This is a genomic window from Streptomyces sp. NPDC006193 (genome assembly GCF_040613915.1).
In the GTDB taxonomy this organism is placed as follows: Bacteria; Actinomycetota; Actinomycetes; order Streptomycetales; family Streptomycetaceae; genus Streptomyces.
This window is the reverse complement of record NZ_JBEXTB010000004.1, coordinates 262888-282244: the sequence shown is the minus strand read 5'-3', so window position 1 is coordinate 282244 and position 19357 is coordinate 262888. Positions and strand designations below refer to the sequence as shown.

Annotated in this window: 13 protein-coding genes; 5 read left to right on the top strand and 8 right to left on the bottom strand. The window is 74.0% G+C overall.

What is annotated here, in order from left to right:
• The first annotated feature begins 23 nt into the window (after window positions 1-23).
• Window positions 24-1157 carry a tRNA dihydrouridine synthase DusB gene (gene dusB / locus ABZ261_RS06685; protein ID WP_356855990.1) on the top strand — a complete coding sequence of 378 codons (1134 nt, stop codon included), beginning with the start codon at window positions 24-26 and terminating at the stop codon, window positions 1155-1157.
• Here the strand turns inward: dusB and ABZ261_RS06680 are convergent, their stop codons facing one another.
• Complete coding sequence (locus ABZ261_RS06680; protein ID WP_356856156.1) at window positions 1158-2726, bottom strand: CDP-alcohol phosphatidyltransferase; 1569 nt, start codon at window positions 2724-2726, stop codon at window positions 1158-1160.
• Between the two features lie 862 nt (window positions 2727-3588).
• On the opposite strand from ABZ261_RS06680, the gene ppdK reads away from it, so the two are divergent.
• From ppdK to ABZ261_RS06660, 4 genes are all read left to right on the top strand, one after another.
• Complete coding sequence (gene ppdK / locus ABZ261_RS06675; protein ID WP_356855988.1) at window positions 3589-6309, top strand: pyruvate, phosphate dikinase; 2721 nt, start codon at window positions 3589-3591, stop codon at window positions 6307-6309.
• A gap of 283 nt (window positions 6310-6592) precedes the next feature.
• Window positions 6593-7840 carry a sugar ABC transporter substrate-binding protein gene (locus tag ABZ261_RS06670; RefSeq protein ID WP_356855986.1) on the top strand — a complete coding sequence of 416 codons (1248 nt, stop codon included), beginning with the start codon at window positions 6593-6595 and terminating at the stop codon, window positions 7838-7840.
• On the top strand, window positions 7837-8739 hold the full coding sequence (locus ABZ261_RS06665) for a sugar ABC transporter permease (protein WP_356855984.1): 903 nt from the start codon (window positions 7837-7839) through the stop codon (window positions 8737-8739). Before ABZ261_RS06670 ends, ABZ261_RS06665 begins: the two co-directional genes overlap by 4 nt.
• Complete coding sequence (locus ABZ261_RS06660; protein ID WP_356855982.1) at window positions 8732-9565, top strand: carbohydrate ABC transporter permease; 834 nt, start codon at window positions 8732-8734, stop codon at window positions 9563-9565. Before ABZ261_RS06665 ends, ABZ261_RS06660 begins: the two co-directional genes overlap by 8 nt.
• Window positions 9566-9610: 45 nt before the next feature.
• Here ABZ261_RS06660 and nirD read toward each other — a convergent pair whose 3' ends face one another.
• The 7 genes from nirD to ABZ261_RS06625 all read right to left on the bottom strand — a co-directional run bounded on the left by nirD (window position 9611) and on the right by ABZ261_RS06625 (window position 19231).
• Entirely contained in the window at window positions 9611-9961 is a 351-nt protein-coding gene (gene nirD, locus ABZ261_RS06655; protein ID WP_356855980.1) for a nitrite reductase small subunit NirD, read from the bottom strand.
• Window positions 9958-12582, bottom strand: coding sequence for a nitrite reductase large subunit NirB (nirB, locus tag ABZ261_RS06650; RefSeq protein ID WP_356855978.1), 2625 nt, complete (start codon window positions 12580-12582; stop codon window positions 9958-9960). The genes nirD and nirB overlap by 4 nt, the downstream gene beginning before the upstream one ends.
• Window positions 12579-13889 carry an FAD-dependent oxidoreductase gene (locus ABZ261_RS06645; RefSeq protein ID WP_356855976.1) on the bottom strand — a complete coding sequence of 437 codons (1311 nt, stop codon included), beginning with the start codon at window positions 13887-13889 and terminating at the stop codon, window positions 12579-12581. The genes nirB and ABZ261_RS06645 overlap by 4 nt, the downstream gene beginning before the upstream one ends.
• A 162-nt stretch (window positions 13890-14051) precedes the next feature.
• Window positions 14052-14678, bottom strand: a complete 627-nt coding sequence (locus ABZ261_RS06640; protein WP_356855974.1) for a class F sortase — start codon at window positions 14676-14678, stop codon at window positions 14052-14054.
• A 148-nt stretch (window positions 14679-14826) separates the two neighbouring features.
• A complete protein-coding gene (locus tag ABZ261_RS06635; protein ID WP_356855972.1) occupies window positions 14827-15387 on the bottom strand; it encodes a hypothetical protein in 561 nt (186 codons plus the stop codon).
• Between the two features lie 483 nt (window positions 15388-15870).
• A complete protein-coding gene (locus tag ABZ261_RS06630) occupies window positions 15871-16704 on the bottom strand; it encodes an arylamine N-acetyltransferase (RefSeq protein ID WP_356855970.1) in 834 nt (277 codons plus the stop codon).
• Window positions 16705-16762: 58 nt separating this feature from the next.
• Window positions 16763-19231: a molybdopterin-dependent oxidoreductase gene (locus ABZ261_RS06625; protein WP_356855968.1), complete on the bottom strand. Its 2469-nt coding sequence runs from the start codon at window positions 19229-19231 to the stop codon at window positions 16763-16765.
• Between the last annotated feature and the right edge of the window lie 126 nt (window positions 19232-19357).

Genomic DNA, 19357 nt, shown 5'->3' with positions numbered 1-19357 from the left:
GTACGTCCGCCCGGAGTCGTCTGATGACCCACCCGCTTGCCATCGGCCCGCACGCCGTGACGCCCCCCGTCGTGCTCGCACCCATGGCGGGAATCACCAACGCGCCCTTCCGCACGCTGTGCCGGGAGTTCAGCGGCGGCAAGGGACTGTTCGTCAGCGAGATGATCACGACACGGGCGCTGGTCGAGCGCAACGAGAAGACCATGCAGCTGATCCGGTTCGACGCCAGCGAGCAGCCGCGCTCGATCCAGCTCTACGGCGTCGACCCCGCGACCGTCGGCAAGGCCGTCCGCATGATCGCGGAGGAGGGCCTGGCCGACCACATCGACCTGAACTTCGGCTGCCCGGTGCCGAAGGTGACCAGGAAGGGCGGCGGGTCGGCCCTGCCGTACAAGCGGAACCTGCTGCGGGCGATCCTGCGCGAGGCGGTCGCCGGCGCCGGCGACCTGCCGGTGACGATGAAGATGCGCAAGGGCATCGACGACGACCACATCACCTACCTCGACGCCGGCCGCATCGCCGTCGAGGAGGGCGTCACGGCGATCGCGCTGCACGGCCGCACCGCCGCCCAGCACTACGGCGGCACCGCCGACTGGGACGCCATCGCCCGGCTGAAGGAGCACGTGCCGGAGATCCCCGTGCTCGGCAACGGCGACATCTGGTCGGCCGAGGACGCGCTGCGCATGGTGCGGCAGACCGGCTGCGACGGTGTCGTGGTGGGACGCGGGTGCCTGGGGCGGCCGTGGCTGTTCGCGGACCTGGTCGCGGCGTTCGAGGGGCGGCCGCAGGAGGTCGCGCGCCCCTCGCTGCGGGAGGTGGCCGACGTCATGGTCCGGCACGCCCGGCTGCTCGGCGAGTGGATCGGCGACGAGTCCAAGGGCGTCGTCGACTTCCGCAAGCACGTCGCCTGGTACCTGAAGGGGTTCGCGGTCGGCTCCGAGATGCGCAGGCGGCTCGCGGTCACCTCGTCCCTGGAGGAGCTGCGGGCCGGACTGGACGAGCTGGACCTCGACCAGCCGTGGCCGGCCGGCGCGGACGGCCCGCGCGGCCGTACGTCCGGCAACAACCGGGTGGTGCTGCCGGACGGCTGGCTGAAGGACCCGTACGACTGCGCGGGCGTGAGCGACGAGGCGGAACTCGACACCTCGGGTGGCTGATCAGCCCCGCCTGGGGTGCGGAGTCGAGCCGTACGCCCGCAGGAAGCGGTCCCGGAAGGCGCTCATCTTCCAGACCGGGGCGTCGTGGGCGGGGCGCAGGCCGTCCGTCCAGTTCCAGTCGGCGATCCTGTCCAGCACCGCGGGGTCCTTGGCGACGACCGCCACCGGGACGTCACGGCTGGCGTGGTTGCCGCTGACGCGGGCGATGGGCTGGTGGTCGCCGAGGAAGACCAGGACGGTGTCCTTGGTGCCGTAGCGCTCCAGCCACTCGGTCAGCGCGGTCACCGAGTACTGGATCGACTTGCCGTACTCCTCGCGGGACCTGCTGGTGTCGGCGATGACGTCGGCCGGCTTGTTGCCCGCCGCCTGCACGGCCTTGAAGACCGAGCCGTCGCCCAGCTCGTCCCAGCCGACCATCTCGGGGATCGGCGCCCAGGGCTGGTGGCTCGAGGTGAGGATCAGCAGGGACATCAGCGGCTTGCCGTCGGCCCGCTTCCGGCCGTGCACCCGCTCCTGGTACTGCTGCAGCGCGTACTGGTCCGGCATGGTGGACCAGCTGAACTTCGGCCCCCGGTAGCCGAGTTCGAAGGCGTTGTAGACCTTGTCCAGGCCGTACCACTTCTGCTCGGGCCACCCCTTCTGCACGCCGGGCATCACCCCGACCGTGTCCCACGCGCCCGTCCTGCGGAACGCCTCGGTCAGGCTGAGGTGGTCGCTGGCCATGACCGTGCGGTAGCGCTGCTGGTTGCTGATCCACAGGCCCGACATGGTCGTGGAGTGGCCCAGCCAGCTGCTGCCGCCGTACGTCGCCGAGGTCAGCCAGCCGCTCTTGGCGTGGAAGCCCGCCTCGGCCAGGGCCTCGGTGCGGGCGTCGAGGGTGCGGTCCACACCCGGCGCCATGATCGGGTCCTCGATCGCGCTGCGGCCGTAGCTCTCGATGAACGTGAAGATCACGTCCTTGCCGCGCAGATCGGGCACCAGCTGATCGCCCGGGGTGTTGCCGAACGCGTCGACCCGCGCCACCTTCCGGAACTCCGCCTCGTCCTTCAGCGTGTCCGAGATCCGGCGGGTCTGCGTCTGCAGGGCCGTGGTGGTGCGGTCGGCGGCGATCGGCACCCCGGACACCTGCAGCCCGAGCGAGGAGCAGGTGATCCAGGTGACGCCGGCGACGAGGGTGCCGCGGGTCGCGGCGCCGGGGTGACGGGCCAGGACGTTGCTCAGCCGGACCACGGACAGGGCCAGCAGCACGAAGAGCAGCAGCACGAGCACGATCACCGCGCCGACCGCGGCGAGGGTGGCCGCGCGGCCGAGGGAGTCCTCCAGGTACGACTCCGCGTCGCCCAGCAGACTCCAGTCCAGCACGACGTTGAAGCCGCGGCCCAGGTACTGGTTGAACCCCATGTCCAGGGCGTTCACCACCGTCACCGCCCCGAGCAGGACCCCCGAAGCCGCCGCCAGCGCCACCCGGGGCCGGCGCGGCAGCGCGAGCAGCACGGCGGCCCCCACCACGGCCTCCGCCGGGATCCGCAGGAACGCCGCGGGTTCCAGCCGGACGACCGAGTCGGGCATCACCAGCGCGGCGACGACGAGGGCCGCGGCGAGCACCGTGACGGCGACGGACAGGGCCCGGGCCGCGGCGGGGTGCTCCTCCCGCCGGCGCCGCGTCCACGCCGACCACCGCCCCGTCCACGCCGTCCACGCCGTCCGGACCGCCCAGGGGCGGCGGGCGGGGGGCCCGGCCGCCTCGGGGGCGGCGGCCTCCTCCTGCCCGCTCTCCTCCGCTGCCGCTGCCGCTTCGACCGACTGACGCGTGCTCATGTCCTGAGGCACCCCGGCGTCCTTCCCTGCGAGACCCTTGCGCGCTCCGGTACGGCCGGCCGGCCGGCGGCGTTCACGCCCGCCGGGCAAACACCTGGTCAACACCGCCGGCGGCCGTCCGCACGGGGGTACCCGGCTCCCTGTGCGCGAGCCGCCGAGACGTCCGCCGAGGGGTCCGCCGGGGAGTCCGCCGCGGGGTCCGCCCGGAGGCCCGGGAGGAGTCCGCCGCGGGGTCCGCATGGTGAAACGGCGCATGCTGTGGCAGCGTGATTCTCGCCACCCTTGATAAGGGTTCCGCTCAGATGAGCGGTTCGGCCGCGGCTGCACTTCTCCAAGGAGTGGCACTGGGTGCCACCCCCTGAGCGTTCACCGACCGAAGTCAGTCCGCGCCGCCATCCGCTCATCTGAGCGGAAAACTGCACCGGTGGGCGCGCATGTCTTCAAGAAGTGAACACACGGTCGCGGCTTCGATTGCCAAGCCGTGACTTTCGATCCGCTGGCGGACGGGTGGTTACAGCCGTATGACCCGCAAGTGCACATACCCACAGACCTTCGATCTGGGTATGTTCCTCGCCGTCAGGGCAGCCACCGTGGCCTCAAGGAGTCGAGTCCCGTGTCGGAAAACAAAGAACCCCACGTAGCGAAGTTCGTTTACGACTTCACCGAGGGCAACAAGGACCTCAAGGACCTCCTCGGTGGCAAGGGCGCCAACCTCGCCGAGATGACCAACCTGGGTCTCCCGGTGCCTCCTGGCTTCACCATCACCACCGAGGCCTGCAAGGTCTACCTGGAGAGCGGCCAGGAGCCCCCGGCACTGCGTGACGAGGTGAGTGCGCACCTCGAAGCGCTCGAGGCCAGGATGGGCAAGAAGCTCGGCCAGCCCGACAACCCGCTGCTGGTGTCCGTCCGCTCCGGCGCCAAGTTCTCCATGCCCGGCATGATGGACACGGTCCTGAACATCGGCCTGTCGGACGCGTCGGTGCAGGGGCTCGCCCAGCAGGCCGGCGACGAGCGGTTCGCCTGGGACTCCTACCGCCGGCTCATCCAGATGTTCGGCAAGACCGTCCTCGGCGTCGACGGCGACCTCTTCGAGGAGGCCCTCGACAAGGCCAAGGAGGCCAAGGGCGTCGCGGTCGACACCGAACTGGACGCGGCCGACCTGAAGAAGCTGGTCGCCCGGTTCAAGGAGATCGTCGAGACGGAGGCCGGCCGGGACTTCCCGCAGGACCCGCGCGAGCAGATGGACCTCGCCATCAAGGCGGTCTTCGACTCCTGGAACGGTGAGCGCGCCAAGCTGTACCGCCGCCAGGAGCGCATCCCGCACGACCTCGGCACCGCCGTCAACGTCTGCTCCATGGTCTTCGGCAACCTGGGCCCCGACTCCGGCACCGGCGTCGCGTTCACCCGCGACCCCGCCTCCGGCCACCAGGGCGTCTACGGCGACTACCTGCAGAACGCCCAGGGCGAGGACGTGGTCGCGGGCATCCGCAACACCGTCCCGCTCGCGGAGCTGGAGCAGATCGACAAGAAGTCGTACGACCAGCTCATGCAGATCATGGAGATCCTGGAGAACCACTACAAGGATCTCTGCGACATCGAGTTCACCATCGAGCGCGGCCGGCTGTGGATGCTCCAGACCCGCGTCGGCAAGCGCACGGCGGGCGCGGCCTTCCGCATCGCCACCCAGCTGGTGGACCAGGGGCTCATCGACGAGACGGAAGCCCTGCAGCGGGTCACCGGCGCCCAGCTCGCCCAGCTGATGTTCCCGCGGTTCGACGAGAAGGCCAAGGTCGCCCAGGTCGCGCGCGGCATCGCGGCCTCGCCGGGTGCGGCGGTCGGCAAGGCGGTCTTCGACTCGTACACGGCGGTGAAGTGGTCCCGCTCCGGCGAGAAGGTGATCCTCGTCCGCCGCGAGACCAACCCCGACGACCTGGACGGCATGATCGCCGCCGAGGGCATCCTGACCTCGCGCGGCGGAAAGACCTCCCACGCGGCCGTCGTCGCCCGCGGCATGGGCAAGACCTGCGTCTGCGGCGCGGAGGAGCTGGAGGTCGACACCAAGCGCCGCCGGATGACGGTCCCCGGCGGGCACGTGGTGGAGGAGGGCGACCTCATCTCCATCGACGGCTCCTCCGGCAAGGTCTACCTGGGCGAGGTGCCGGTCGTGCCCTCCCCGGTCGTGGAGTACTTCGAGGGCCGGATGCACCCGGGCGCCGACGACGCGGACGAACTGGTCGAGGCGGTCCACCGCATGATGGCCTTCGCCGACCGCAAGCGCCGGCTGCGGGTCCGCGCCAACGCCGACAACGCCGAGGACGCCCTGCGGGCGCGTCGCTTCGGCGCGCAGGGCATCGGCCTGTGCCGCACCGAGCACATGTTCCTCGGCGACCGCCGCGAGCTGGTCGAGCGGCTGATCCTCGCGGACACGGAGGAGGAGCGCGAGGAGGCGCTGCAGGCGCTGCTGCCCCTGCAGAAGAAGGACTTCGTGGAACTCTTCGAGGCGATGGACGGCCTGCCCGTCACGGTCCGCCTCCTGGACCCGCCGCTCCACGAGTTCCTCCCGGACATCACGGAGCTGTCGGTCCGCGTGGCCCTCGCCGAGTCCCGCCAGGAGCCGCACGAGAACGACCTGCGCCTGCTCCAGGCGGTGCACCGCCTGCACGAGCAGAACCCGATGCTGGGCCTGCGCGGTGTGCGCCTGGGCCTGGTGATCCCGGGCCTGTTCACCATGCAGGTCCGCGCGATCGCCGAGGCGGCGGCCGAGCGCAAGGCGGCCAAGGGCGACCCGCGCGCGGAGATCATGATCCCGCTCGTCGGCACGGTCCAGGAGCTGGAGATCGTCCGCGAGGAGGCCGACAAGGTGATCGCCGAGGTGCAGGCGGCGACCGGCGCCGAGCTGGACCTGGCGATCGGCACGATGATCGAGCTGCCGCGGGCGGCGCTGACGGCGGGCCAGATCGCGGAGGCGGCGGAGTTCTTCTCCTTCGGCACCAACGACCTGACCCAGACGGTGTGGGGCTTCAGCCGCGACGACGTCGAGGCGAGCTTCTTCACCGCCTACCTGGAGAAGGGCATCTTCGGGGTCAGCCCCTTCGAGACGATCGACAAGGACGGCGTCGGCTCCCTCGTGAGGGCGGCGGCGGAGGCGGGCCGGCGCACCCGCCCCGACCTCAAGCTCGGCGTCTGCGGCGAGCACGGCGGCGACCCGGAGTCGGTGCACTTCTTCCACGAGGCCGGCCTGGACTACGTCTCCTGCTCCCCGTTCCGCATCCCGGTCGCCCGCCTGGAGGCCGGCCGCGCCGCCACCCAGTCGGAGGGCAGCGACCACCGGTAGGCCCACGCGGCCACGCGGACCCCGGAGCCGTCGTCGGTCCCCGACCCTCAGACCGATCGGCGGCGGCTCCGGTGCACGAAAGAGAAGGGGCGGCGTCCCGTGCGGGGGACGCCGCCCCTTCGGCGTGCCCGGCCGGTTCCGGCAGGGGGCCGGCCGGTCTGCTGGTCGTCCTGGCGGGAGCGGCGCACCGACCGCGACACGTCCGTGCAACACCCCTTTCGTAATCGGCGTGCATGGTTGATCGTTGGGCCGTGCATCGATGACGGACGTCAGGGGGCACAGGATGACGATCAGCCGCAGGACCCTGCTGGCCGCGGGCGCGGGCGCGGGACTGCTCACGGCGTGCGGGTCGAACACCGGGCGCGGGGGCGGCGGTTCCGGGCCGTCGCTGTCCCACTGGTACCACCAGTACGGCGAGGCCGGCGCCCAGCAGGCGGTCCGGCGCTACGCCCGCGCCTACCGGAAGGCGCACGTGACGGTGGAGTGGCGGCCCGGGAACTACGACCAGCAGACCGCCGCCGCCCTGCTCACCGACTCCGGGCCCGACGTCTTCGAGGTCAACGGGCCCACGCTCGACCAGATCCGGGGCGGCCAGGTGGCGGACCTCACCGACCTGGTGGAGGGGGTGAGGGACGACTTCGACCCGGCGGTGCTCACACCGAAGACGTACGACGGGCGGGTCTGGGGCATCCCCCAGACGATCGACACACAGCTGCTCTACTACCGCAAGAGCCTGCTCGCCGACGCCGGCGTGGCACCGCCCACCACCCTGGACGCCCTGGTCGACGCGGCGAGGGAGCTGACCGGCGGCAAGGTCAAGGGGCTGTTCCTGGGCAACGACGGCGGAGCCGGCGTCCTCGGCGCAACCCCCTTGTACGCGGCCGGACTCCCGCTCGTCACCGACGACGGGAAGGTCGGCTTCGACGATCCCGCGGCCGCCCGCACCCTCGGCAAGCTGCACCGGCTGTACGCCGACGGGTCCCTGCTCCTCGGCGCCCCCGCCGACTGGTCCGACCCGTCGGCGTTCCTCCAGGGGCTGACCGCGATGCAGTGGTCGGGGCTGTGGGCGCTGCCCCGGGTGCGCGAGGAACTCGGCGACGACTTCGGGGTGCTGCCCTTCCCCGCGGACGGCAGCGAGGGCCGGCCCGCCGTGCCCGTCGGCGCCTACGCGGCCGCCGTCAGCACACGCAGCCGTAACCGGCGGGCCGCGAAGGAGTACGTGAAGTGGCTGTGGGTGGAGCGCACCGACCTCCAGCAGGACTTCGCCCTGTCCTACGGATTCCACATCCCGGCCCGGCTCTCCCTCGCCCGCAAGGCCACCGCGCTGCGCAAGGGTCCGGCCGCCGACGCCGTCCGGTACGCCACCGACCACGGGTACGCCCAGCCGCTGCTGTGGACCCCGGCCGGCCAGAGCGCCTACCAGGACGCGCTCAGCCGGATCATCAGAAACGGCGCCCGTCCGGAGCGCGAACTGCGGGCCGTGGTACGGAAGGTGTCGGCGGAGCTCGACCGCGTGAAGAAGAAGCCGTGAGGCGCGGCGGGGCCTTGTGGTTCTGGGTGTTCGTCGGGCCGTTCGCGCTCGGGCTCGCCCTGTTCACCTACGTGCCGCTGCTGTGGAGCCTGGCGCTCAGCTTCTTCGACGCGCGCAACACCGTCACGCCCACGCACTTCGTCGGCCTGGCCAACTACACGGCGATGCTGCGGGACGACGCGTTCACCGACAGCCTGTGGACCTTCCTCGTCTTCACCGCCTTCATCGTTCCCGTCACCTACGGGTGCTCCCTCGGCCTGGCCCTGATGGTCAACCGGGTCGGCCGCGCCCAGGCCTTCTTCCGGTCGGTGTTCTTCCTGCCGGCCGCGTGCAGTTATGTGGTGGCGGCGCTCGTCTGGAAGATGTCGATCTTCAGCGGGGTGCGGTTCGGGCTGGCGAACACCGTGCTGGGATGGTTCGGCGCGGATCCGGTCGCCTGGCTGTCCGCACCCGATCCGCCCTGGTACTGGCTGGTCGTGGTGACCGTACGGCTGTGGCTGCAGGCCGGTTTCTACATGATCCTGTTCCTCGCCGGGCTGCAGCGGATCGACCCCGTGCTGTACGAGGCGGCGGCCGTGGACGGGGCCCGGCCCGGCTGGACCGTGCTGCGGCACATCACCCTGCCCCAGCTGCGGGCCACCTCGGTGGCGGTGGTGCTGCTGCTCGTCGTCAACGCCTTCCAGGCCTTCGACGAGTTCTACAACCTGCTGTCCGACGCCAGGGGCTACCCGCCCTACGCCCGCCCGCCGCTGGTGTACCTCTACTACACCGCGCTCGGGCAGGGGCAGGACCTGGGGCTCGGCAGCGCGGGCGCGGTGATCCTCGCGCTGGTGATCGCCGTCGTCGCGGTGGGCCAGGCGCGCTGGCTGGGGCCGGGAAGGGCGGGCCGCGATGGATGACGCGCTGGTGCGGGCCGGGCGGGCGCTGCGGCTGGTGCTGCTGATCGTGCTCGCGCTGCTCTTCCTGATCCCCTTCTACCTGCTGGTGCGCAACGGCCTGGCCGGCGAGCGGGACATCACCTCGCCCGGCTGGACGTTCTTCCCGCACCGGGTGCGGTGGGACAACGTCGGCGAGCTGTTCGGCGACCCTGCCGTGCCCTTCGCCCGGTCCCTCCTCAACTCCGCGCTGATCGCCGTCGCCACGACCCTCGGGACGCTGCTGTTCGCCTCCCTCGCGGGATACGGCCTCGCCCGCATCCCGTACCGGCACGCCGACAAGGTGTTCCACGGCATCCTGGGCACCCTGCTGGTCCCGGCGGCCGTCACCTTCGTGCCGAGCTTCGTGCTGGTGTCGTCGCTGGGCTGGATCTCCACACTGCGGGGGCTGATCGTCCCGACGCTGTTCCCGGCGTTCGCCTGCTTCGTCTTCCGGCAGTACTTCCTCGGCTTCCCGCGGGAGCTGGAGGACGCGGCGCAGGTGGACGGGCTCGGGTACTGGCGGACGTACTGGCTCGTCGTCGTGCCGGGCGCCCGGCCGGTGTTCGCGGCCGTCGGGACGATCGTGTTCCTGGGCGCCTGGAACTCCTTCCTGTGGCCGCTGGTGATCGGGCAGGACCAGAGCGCCTGGACGGTGCAGGTGGCGCTGTCGTCGTTCACCACGTCCCAGGTCGTGCGGCTGCACGAGCTGTTCCTCGCGGCCGCCGTGTCGGTCCTGCCGCTGCTGCTGGTGTTCCTGTGCTTCCAGCGGTGGATCGTGGCGGGGGTGGAACGGTCCGGGATCGACTGACCGGGGTCGGAGCGTGGTGCCGCCGAGGGTGACCGGTCCCGTGTGTCACCGGGCCCGGACCTCGTACACCGCCACCCGCACCGCCTCGTCGTCCAGGCACTGCCCGCCGGCCAGGTCGAAGCGCTGCTTCAGCAGCGGGGAGGCCACGTACGGGCGGCCCCGGTGGCTGCCGGTCAGACCGCGGGAGAGGACGGCCGCACCGGTGAAGGGGTCGCGGTTGTCGACGGCGTACAGCCGGTCCGCGCGGTCGCGGAAGACGGCCGCCTGACGGCCGTCCGGCAGCAGCGCGGCCACCCCGCGGCCCGGCACCAGCATGCTCAGGTCGCAGACGGTGAACCAGCCGTCCGCCAGCTGGAGCTGCACCTTCAGGTCGGTCGTCGCGAGGGTCAGGGTCATCGCTGGGCGCTTCCTTCCAGGATGTCGTCGGCGGGCCGCGGGCCGACGGCCGGCCACGGCAGGTCGGGCTTGATCTGGTCACGTTCGGGGACGAAGGAGACGACCGGGTCCGGGGTGTCCGGGGCGTTCACGAAGGACACGAACCGGGCCAGCTTCCCGGGGTCGTTCACGGTCTCGGCCCACTCGTCGCGGTAGTGCGCGACGTGCGCCCGCATGAGCTCCTCCAGCTCGTCGCAGATGCCGAGCGCGTCGTGCACCACCACGTCCCGCACGTGCTCCAGGCCGCCCGGAAGGCGCTCCAGCCAGGTGCTGGTGCGCTCCAGCGGTTCGGCCGTGCGGATGTAGAACATCAGGAACCGGTCGATGAGCCGGACCAGTTCGGCGTCGGACAGGTCCTGGGCCAGCAGGTCCGCGTGGCGCGGGGTGGCGCCGCCGTTGCCGCCGACGTACAGGTTCCAGCCGTTCGAGGTGGCGATCACCCCGAAGTCCTTCGACCGGGCCTCCGCGCACTCGCGCGCGCACCCGGACACGGCGGACTTCAGCTTGTGCGGGGACCGCAGTCCCCGGTAGCGCAGCTCCAGGTCGATCGCCATCCGGACCGAGTCCTGCACCCCGTAGCGGCACCAGGTGGAGCCCACACAGGACTTCACCGTGCGCAGCGCCTTGCCGTACGCGTGGCCGGACTCGAAGCCGGCGTCCACCAGCCGCGCCCAGATCAGCGGAAGCTGTTCGACCCGCGCGCCGAACATGTCGATCCGCTGGCCTCCGGTGATCTTCGTGTAGAGGCCGAAGTCCTGCGCGATCTCACCGATCACGATCAGCTTCTCCGGGGCGATCTCCCCGCCGGGGATGCGCGGCACGACCGAGTACGAGCCGTTCCTCTGCAGGTTGGCGAGGAAGTGGTCGTTGGTGTCCTGCAGGGCCGCCTGCTCGCCGTCCAGGACGTAGCCGCTCGCGCCGATCGCCGGGGCGAGGGAGGCGATGATCGAGCCGACGGCCGGCTTGCACACCTCGCAGCCGTCACCGCCCCGGGCGCCCTCGCGGCCGTAGCGGTCCAGCAGCTCCTGGTACGAGGCGATGCGCAGGGCCAGGACGATCTCGTACAGCTCCTGGCGGGTCCGGGAGAAGCAGCCGCACAGGCCCTTGTCGACCGCGACGCCCGACGCCTCCAGCTCGGCGGCGACCAGCTGCTCCAGCACCTTCACGCAGCTGCCGCAGCCGGTGCCCGCCCTGGTGCACTTCTTCACCTCGGGCACGGTGGTGCACCCGTGCTCGCCGACCGCGCCGCGGATCGCGCCCTTGCTGACGTTGTGGCAGGAGCACACGATCGCCGCGTCCGGCAGCGCTGACGGGCCGAGCCGGTCCCCCGGGCCGGCTGCGGCGGGCAGGACCAGCGACTCGGGGGGGACGGGCGGCACCGAGCCGGTGAGCGCGCGCAGGGTGCCGTACGCCTCGGCGTCGCCGACGAGGACGCCGCCGAGCAGCGTCCCGTCCCGGCCGATGACGAGCTTCTTGTACAGGCCCGCGCGGGAGTCGGCGTAGACGACGTCCACGCAGCCCTCGGTGGTCCCGTGGGCGTCGCCGAAGGACGCCACGTCCACGCCGAGCAGCTTCAGCTTGGTGGACAGGTCGGCGCCGGTGAACGCCCGTGCGCCGGCCTCGCCGGCCCGGTCCGCCGCGATCGCCGCCGCCGCCGTCTCCGCCTGCTCGTACCCGGGCGCGACCAGACCGTACACCCGGCCGTCCGCCGCCAGCGCGCACTCGCCGATCGCGTACACGCGCGGGTCCGTCACCGTGCGGCACCGCTCGTCCACGGCGATGCCGCCGCGCTCGCCGACCGCCAGTCCGCAGTCCCGGGCCAGCTGGTCGCGCGGACGGACACCGGCGCTGAACACCACCATGTCCACGGCGAGTTCGGAACCGTCGGACAGCCTCATCCCGGTGACCGCGCCGTCCGGACCGGTCACGATCTCCTGGGTGCCCGTGCCGGTGTGCACGGTCAGGCCCATGCCCTCGACGGTCCGCAGCAGCGCCGCGCCACCGCCCTCGTCCACCTGCACCGGCATCAGGCGCGGCGCGAACTCCACGATGTGGGTGTCGAGTCCGAGGCCCTTGAGGGCGCCCGCCGCCTCCAGCCCGAGCAGTCCGCCGCCGACCACGGCGCCCGTCCGCCGCGTCTTCGCGCACTCCTCGATGGCCAGCACGTCCTCGACGGTCCGGTACACGAAGCAGCCGGCGGCGTCCTTGCCGGGGACCGGCGGCACGAACGGGTAGGAGCCGGTGGCGAGGACGAGGACGTCGTAGTCGACGGTCAGCCCGGAGCGTGCGGTGACCCTGCGGGCGGCGCGGTCGACGGTCTCGGCCGGGTCGCCCAGATGCAGTTCGATGCCGTGGTCCGTGAGGAACGTCCGGTCGGTCAGGGAGAGGTCCTCCGGCGTCCTGCCGGAGAAGTACGAGGTCAGCTGCACACGGTCGTACGCGGGGCGCGGTTCCTCGCACAGCACGACCACGCGGTGCGTGGCGGTCAGGCCGCGTTCGGCGAGCGCCTCGAGGAAGCGCTGGCCGACCATGCCGTGGCCGACGAGCACGATCGTGGGGGTGGCCCCCGAGGTGGCGGTCATGAGGAGCCTCCGTCGTTGGTGAGCAGGTGGAGAAGAGGGCCGTCGCCGGGGAGCGGCTCAGCCCCCTCCCAGGCGCGGGCGAGCGCGCCGACGGTGCCGAGCGCGCCGACGAGGACCCCGCCGACCAGGCGGTCGTCGCGGACGACGACCTTGCGGTAGGTGCCCCGGGTGGCGTCGGCGAGCCGCACCACGTCGTCGCCGGGCAGGGGATCGGTCTCGCCGAACGCGGCGAGGTCGAGGGGGGAGCCCGGGCCGGTGAGCGTCAGCCGGGTCAGGGAACGGGTGCCGCGGTAGCGGGCGCCGGGGTCGCCGGCGAGCGACGCGGCGAGCGCCTCGGCCTGTTCCAGCGCGGGGGCGGCCAGGCCGTAGACCGTGCCGTCGTGCTGGGCGCAGTCGCCGACGGCCCGGATGTGCGGGTCGGAGGTGCGCAGCCGGTCGTCGACGACGACGCCCCTGCCGACGGTGAGCCCGGCCTGTTCGGCGAGGCCGGTGCGCGGACGGACCCCGCAGGCGAGCACCACCAGGTCGGCGTCCAGGGCGTACCCGTCGGCCAGCTCCACCGAGCGGACCGCGCCCGCGACGCAGCGCACGTCCCGCACCCGGCACTCGGTGTGCACCTCGACGCCGAGACCGGTGAGGTGCCGCAGCACCAGCCGGGAGGCCTCCGGGTCGAGCTGGCGCTCCATCAGCCGCTCGGCCTGCTGCACGAGGACCACCTGGGCGCCGCGCACGGCGAGCGCGCGGGCCGCGGAGACCCCCAGCAGCCCGCCGCCGACGACGACCGCGCGCACGCCGGGCCGGACCGCCGCGGCCAGCCCCAGGCAGTCGTCCAGCGTGCGGAAGGCGTGGACGCCGTCGGGGAGCCGGTGGTCCGGGGCGCCGTGCCGCCCCGGCGGGCGGCCGGCCAAGGACCCCCGGCCGGACGCGCGGGGCCCGGCCGCCCGGTGCGCGGACGCGGGCCACGCGTCCGGGAACAGGCCGCGCAGCGGCGGCAGCACCGGGTTGGAGCCGGTGGCGAGGACCAGCGTGTCGTAGCCGAGCGAGGTGCCGTCGGCGCAGGTGACGGTGCGGGCGGCCCGGTCGACGCCGGTGACCCGGGCGCGCAGCAGCCCGGCGGGCGGCGGGAGGGCGATCACCTCCGGGGCGTACCGGCCGGCCAGCACCTCGGCCAGCAGGACCCGGTTGTACGGCGGGTGCTCCTCCTCGCCGACCAGCAGCGCGGGCGTGCCCAGCTCGCCGAGCCGTCGGGCGAGCCGTACGCCCGCGAGGCCGGCGCCGATCACCACCACGCGCGAGTTCGAGGTCATGTCCCCGAGCGTGCGACGTGGACGTTACCCGGCGGCATCACCTCTGTTACCCGCGAGGAACGCTGCCCTCAGCCGGAGCGGGCGGCGCGTGTGAGGGCCCGGCCGGCCCGCGGCGGCGCCGGTACGGCCGCGGGTCCGCGACGCGCCGGCGCGCGCACCCGGTCAGCGGCTTCCCGTCAGGTGGGCGAAGACCACCACGTTGCCCTGGTAGCCGGTCGTCCGGGAGTAGCCGCCGCCGCAGGTGATGACGCGCAGTTCCGGGCGGGACGCGGCGCCGTAGACCTTGTCGTCGGGGAAGGCGCGGGCCGAGTACACCTCGACCGCGTCCACGGTGAAGACGGCCACGCTGCCGTCGCGGCGGTCCACCTCCACGGCGGCGCCCCGCTTCAGCGCGCCGAGGTCGTAGAACACGGCGGGGCCGTCGGCGTCGTCGACGTGGCCGGCGACGATCGCGGTGCCCGTCTCGCCGGGGACGGTGCCGGCCTCGTACCAGCCGGCCAGGTTCTTCCGCCCGGCGGGCGGCGCCTCAAGGCTGCCGGAAGGGGTGAGGGCCAGGCCGGTCAGCGGGGCGTCCACCCGGATCGCCGGGATGCGGATGCGGACCGGCGGGGACGGCGCGAGCGCGGGGGCCGCGAGCCGCTCGGCGCCGGGGTCGGGGCGGCCCTCGGCGGCCGGCGGCTGCGGGGGCGCGTGCGTGCCGGCGCCGCCGAGCAGCCAGACGCCCGAACCGAGCGCGACGACGGTGACCGCGGCTATGGCGGTGTCGCCGAGCCGGGCGAGCCTGCGCATACCGACCCCTCCTCCCTGGGCGCGTCCCGGACGGGACCTGGGGGACCGGCGTCCGGGCCGGCCCCCTCCCCCTCCGGGCCGCGAGGGGCGTCGGACCCGGAGGGGGCGGGACGTGCGGTACCGGCCGACGGACAGCGGAGGGTGTCCGTCAGAACCCGTCGCCTCTCGCCCGGCGATGCAGGAGCCAGGTACCGCCCGCGGCGGCGACGGCCAGCGCCGCCACTCCCGCCGCGGTCTGCACGGGGTCGGGGCCCAGTCCGCCGCCGACCCCCGTCTTCACGCTTCCCCGCGGCTGCACCTGCTCGTGCCCCGCGCTCAGCGCCACCACCAGGTCGCCCCTGGCCAGCCGGTCGCCCTCGGCGCACCGGGCGACGATCTCGTACGTGCCCGGCTGGGCGCTCGGCGGCACCCGGAACCCGCCGGTCGCCTCGCCCTCGGGCGCGCCGGGCGCCAGCGGGAAGACCCCGGCGCCGATCGCGCCCGCGTCCCCGGTGGCGGAGCCCTCGGCGCCGCACGCGGCGGTGTTCACCGTGACCTCGCCGCCGGGCGCCACCGTCGACGGGTACACGTCCAGCCGGCCGGCGCTCTCGGCGCCGGCCCGGGCGCCCCGCGGGTGGGCCGCCGTGTGCCCGGCGTCGCCGGCGTGGGCGGGCGCCGCGGCGACCACGGCGAGCGCGGTACCGGTCAGCAGACGGGCGGTGCGTCGCATGGTGCTCCCCAGAGCTTGTCCGACTCGTCCAGGGGTGCGCCCCTGCCCTACCGAGGTAAGTCGCAGTCGGGGAGATCCGCTTGCCGGGCAGCCGGCGTCGATGCGGTGAACGGGTGGCGCGCACGGCCCCCCACACGGCCCAGCCGGGGGAGGGTTCCGGCAGGTCACGGCCGTGTGGGGGGCCGGGTGCGAAAAGCACACGATCGGCCCTCCACCTGCCGGCCGCATCCCCGCCCGGGGACCGGCGGCCGGCGGGCCGGGGCGGCGCCGCCCGCGTCCGGGCGTACCTGGCCGCCCCGCCGGTCGCCGCCCGGCTGCGGCCGCGGGCGGGCCGGCCGCAGGCGGAGCGACCGCAGGCGGAGCGACCGCAGGCGGAGCGACCGGCTCGCCCGCCGCCGGCCCGGCCCGGCAGGAGCGGCAGGCCCGGCAGGAGCGGCAGGAGCGGCCCGGCCCGGTCGGCCCGGCAGGAGCGGCCTCGGCCGGTCAGCCCAGCAGGGTCAGGCCCTCGGGCGCCTCGATGCCGAACTCCTCCGCCACCACCCGCCTGGCCTCGGCCTCCTCCGTCAACGTCCGCACCGACACCGTGCCGTCGGCGCGCGTCTCGGTCACCAGCGCGCCGTCCAGCGCGAGATGACGCTCCGCCGTGGTCCGCTGCAGATACGGGCGGCGGGTGAACGGGGAGCGCGGGCTGGTGGCGACGTACCAGTTGAACACCTCGAAGTCACTCGCGGTGAACGGCTCCCGCGTGAACGCGTACTGGCCGGCCCAGCCCCCGCCCTGCACGTCGTACGCCTGCAACTCCCACAGCTCCAGCGGCCCGTCGTCCGGCAGCCGCACCAGCCGGTGCCGGCGCCCGCCGCCCTCGAACACCGCGCCGGTCACCAACGGCACCGGCAGCAGCAGCGCACCGGGCGCGCCGAAGCCCACGTCGGCCAGGTACGGCTGCGGTTCACCCGCCACCTCGACCTCGAGCATCGCGTGCGTCCGGGGCCGGCTCCCCGGTGTCTCCGCGCCCACCACCACCCGGCCGGCCAGCGGGGTCACCCGGAAGCCCAGCGCCTCCAGAGCCCGCCACAGCAGGGTGTTGTGCTCGTAGCAGTAGCCGCCGCGCCGGCCGTGGATCATCTTGGCCGTCAGGTCGGCGGGCGCGAGGGAGGGGGCCCGGCCACGCACCGCGTCCAGGTTCTCGAAGGGCAGGGACAGCGCGTGCGCCAGGTGCACGCCGCGCAGCGTGGCGAGATCGGCCCGCCGTGCGCCCTTCCATCCGATGCGGTCGAGGTAGGCGTCGAGGTCGTACTGCTGCTCGCTGTCGGACATGCCCCGAACCTACTGCGGGCCCCGCCCGCGCCGCCCCCTCCCCGGGACCGGACGTGCCCTACTCCGGTGGACGTACGACCTCCACCCGCACCGCGCACGACTTGAACTCCGGCATCCGGGAGGTCGGGTCCAGGGCCGGGTTGGTGAGGGTGTTGGCGCGGCCCTCGCCCGGCCAGTGGAAGGGCATGAAGACGGTGTCCGGGCGGATCGCGCCGGTGATCCGGGCCGGTGCGACGGCCCGGCCCCGCCGGGAGACCACCGCGACCGGGTCGCCGTCGGCCGCCCCCAGCCGGGCCGCGAGCCGCGGGTGCAGCTCCACGAACGGCCCCGGCGCCGCCGCGTTCAGCTCCGCCACGCGCCGGGTCTGCGCCCCCGACTGGTACTGCGACACCACCCGGCCGGTGGTGAGCAGCAGCGGGTACTCGGCGTCCGGCTCCTCGGCGGTCGGCCGGTGGGCGACGGGAACGAACCGGGCCCGGCCGTCCGGGGTGGCGAAACGGTCGAGGAAGAGCCGCGGGGTGCCGGGATGCCGCCCGCCCCCGTGCGCCCACCCGCCGTCCGCCGGTGCGGCCGTGCCGTCCGTCGCGCACCGGCCGGGCGGGGTGGCTGCGGCGCACGGCGCGGAGCTGCCGCTCGGGGCGTCGGCCGTCGGGTCGTCGGGCAGGGCGTCCAGGGCGGCGTCCTCCCCGTCGGCCACCGCATCGCCCGCCGGTCCCGGCGCCGTGCCGCCGTTGCGGCCGGGGAGGGCGGGGGCGGCGGTGGTGGGGCCCGCGAGTCCCGGCGCCGTGGGGCCCGCGGGTTCGGGTGCCGTGCCGCCGTTGCGGCCGGGGGCCGGGGTGCGCCGCGTCCCTGCCGGGGCGGCCGCCCGACCCGTGGCCGTGCCCTCCGGCGCGCCCGGGCGCCCGGCCGCCCCCTCGGCCGGTGTGTCGGGGCAGGGCCAGAAGACGCCGTCCTCCTCGGCCAGGCGGCGGTAGGTGATGCCGGAGTAGTCCGCGGGGCCGCCCGCGCTGGCGCGGCGGAGTTCCTCGAAGACCTCCTCGGGGTCGGTCGGGAAGCCCTTCTCCACGCCGAGCCGGGCGGCCAGCTCGTGCAGGACGTACAGGTCGCTGCGGACGCCGGGCGGGGGAGCTACGGCCCGGCGGCGCAGCAGCACCCTGCCCTCCAGGCTGGTCGTCGTCCCGGTCTCCTCCGCCCACTGGGTGACCGGCAGCACCACGTCCGCCAGCTCCGCCGTCTCCGACAGCACGACGTCGGCCACCGCCAGGAAGTCCAGCGACCGCAGCCGCTCCTCGACGTGGGCGGCGCGCGGAGCGGACACCACCGGGTTGGAGCCCATCAGCAGCAGGCTTCTGACGTCCGTGCCCAGCGCGTCCAGCAGCTCGTACGCACTGCGCCCGGGGCCCGGCAGACTGTCCGGGTCCACGCCCCACACCCCGGCCACGTGCCGCCGCGCCGCCGGGTCGTCCAGCCTGCGGTAGCCGGGCAGCTGGTCGGCCTTCTGACCGTGTTCGCGCCCGCCCTGCCCGTTGCCCTGCCCGGTCAGACACCCGTACCCGGACAGCGGGCGGCCCGCCCGGCCGGTCGCCAGGCACAGGTTGATCCACGCGCCGACGGTGTCCGTGCCCTTGGACTGCTGCTCCGGCCCCCGCGCGGTGAGCACCATCGCCGCCTCCGGTTCGCAGAACATCCGCACGGCCTGCCGGAGTTCGGGAACGGACACCCCCGTGATCCGCTCCACGTACTCCGGCCAATGCGCCAGCGCCTCGGCCCGGGCGGCCTCCCAGCCGGACGTCCGCCGCCGGATGTACTCCTCGTCGGTGCGGCCCTCGGCCACCACCAGGTGCAGCAAACCCAGGGCGAGGGCCAGATCGGTTCCCGGGCGGGGCGCCAGGTGCAGGTCGGCCTGCTCGGCGGTCCTCGTCCGGCGCGGGTCGACGACGATGAGCGTGCCGCCGTTGGCCCGCAGTTCGGTGAAGAAGCGCAGGGAGGGCGGCATGGTCTCGGCGAGGTTGGAGCCGACCAGGACGACGCAGCCCGTCCTCGGGACGTCCTCCAGCGGGAACGGCAGCCCCCGGTCGAGGCCGAACGCCTTCGTGCCGGCGGCCGCTGCCGACGACATGCAGAAACGGCCGTTGTAGTCGATCTGCGAGGTGCCCAGCACCACCCGCGCGAACTTCCCGAGCGCGTACGCCTTCTCGTTGGTCAGCCCGCCCCCGCCGAACACCCCGAGCGCGTCCGGGCCGTACCGCTCCCGCGTCGCCCCGAGCCGCTCGGCGACCAGGTCCAGCGCCTGCGCCCAGCCCGCCTCCACCAGCCGGCCGCCCGACCGCACCAGCGGCGCGGTCAGCCGCACCGCGGGGGACAGCACCTGCGCTGCGGTGCGGCCCTTGCCGCACAGGGCGCCCCGGTTGACGGGGAAGTCCGGGCGCTCGGTGACCTCGACGCCCCCCTGGGGCAGGGGCGTGACGTTCATCCCGCACTGCAGGGCGCAGTACGGGCAGTGGGTGGGCGTCGGGGCGTTCTCCATGCCGCCCAGCCTGCGCCGGGCGTGTTACGGCCCCTGGTCGCATCCGGTTACACGCCCGGCACGGCCGCCTCCCCGCGCCCCCCGGCGCGCCGTGAGGCCGCGCCCGTCCCGTCCGCGCCGCGGTCA

Bases quoted from the DNA above. Each gene is read 5' to 3' on its own strand.
- dusB (WP_356855990.1), top strand. From the start codon at position 24: ATGACCCACCCGCTTGCCATCGGCCCGCACGCCGTGACGCCCCCCGTC.
- ABZ261_RS06680 (WP_356856156.1), bottom strand. From the start codon at position 2,726: ATGCCCGACTCGGTCGTCCGGCTGGAACCCGCGGCGTTCCTGCGGATC.
- ABZ261_RS06670 (WP_356855986.1), top strand. From the start codon at position 6,593: ATGACGATCAGCCGCAGGACCCTGCTGGCCGCGGGCGCGGGCGCGGGA.
- ABZ261_RS06660 (WP_356855982.1), top strand. From the start codon at position 8,732: ATGGATGACGCGCTGGTGCGGGCCGGGCGGGCGCTGCGGCTGGTGCTG.
- nirD (WP_356855980.1), bottom strand. From the start codon at position 9,961: ATGACCCTGACCCTCGCGACGACCGACCTGAAGGTGCAGCTCCAGCTG.
- nirB (WP_356855978.1), bottom strand. From the start codon at position 12,582: ATGACCGCCACCTCGGGGGCCACCCCCACGATCGTGCTCGTCGGCCAC.
- ABZ261_RS06645 (WP_356855976.1), bottom strand. From the start codon at position 13,889: ATGACCTCGAACTCGCGCGTGGTGGTGATCGGCGCCGGCCTCGCGGGC.
- ABZ261_RS06640 (WP_356855974.1), bottom strand. From the start codon at position 14,678: ATGCGCAGGCTCGCCCGGCTCGGCGACACCGCCATAGCCGCGGTCACC.
- ABZ261_RS06635 (WP_356855972.1), bottom strand. From the start codon at position 15,387: ATGCGACGCACCGCCCGTCTGCTGACCGGTACCGCGCTCGCCGTGGTC.
- ABZ261_RS06630 (WP_356855970.1), bottom strand. From the start codon at position 16,704: ATGTCCGACAGCGAGCAGCAGTACGACCTCGACGCCTACCTCGACCGC.
- ABZ261_RS06625 (WP_356855968.1), bottom strand. From the start codon at position 19,231: ATGGAGAACGCCCCGACGCCCACCCACTGCCCGTACTGCGCCCTGCAG.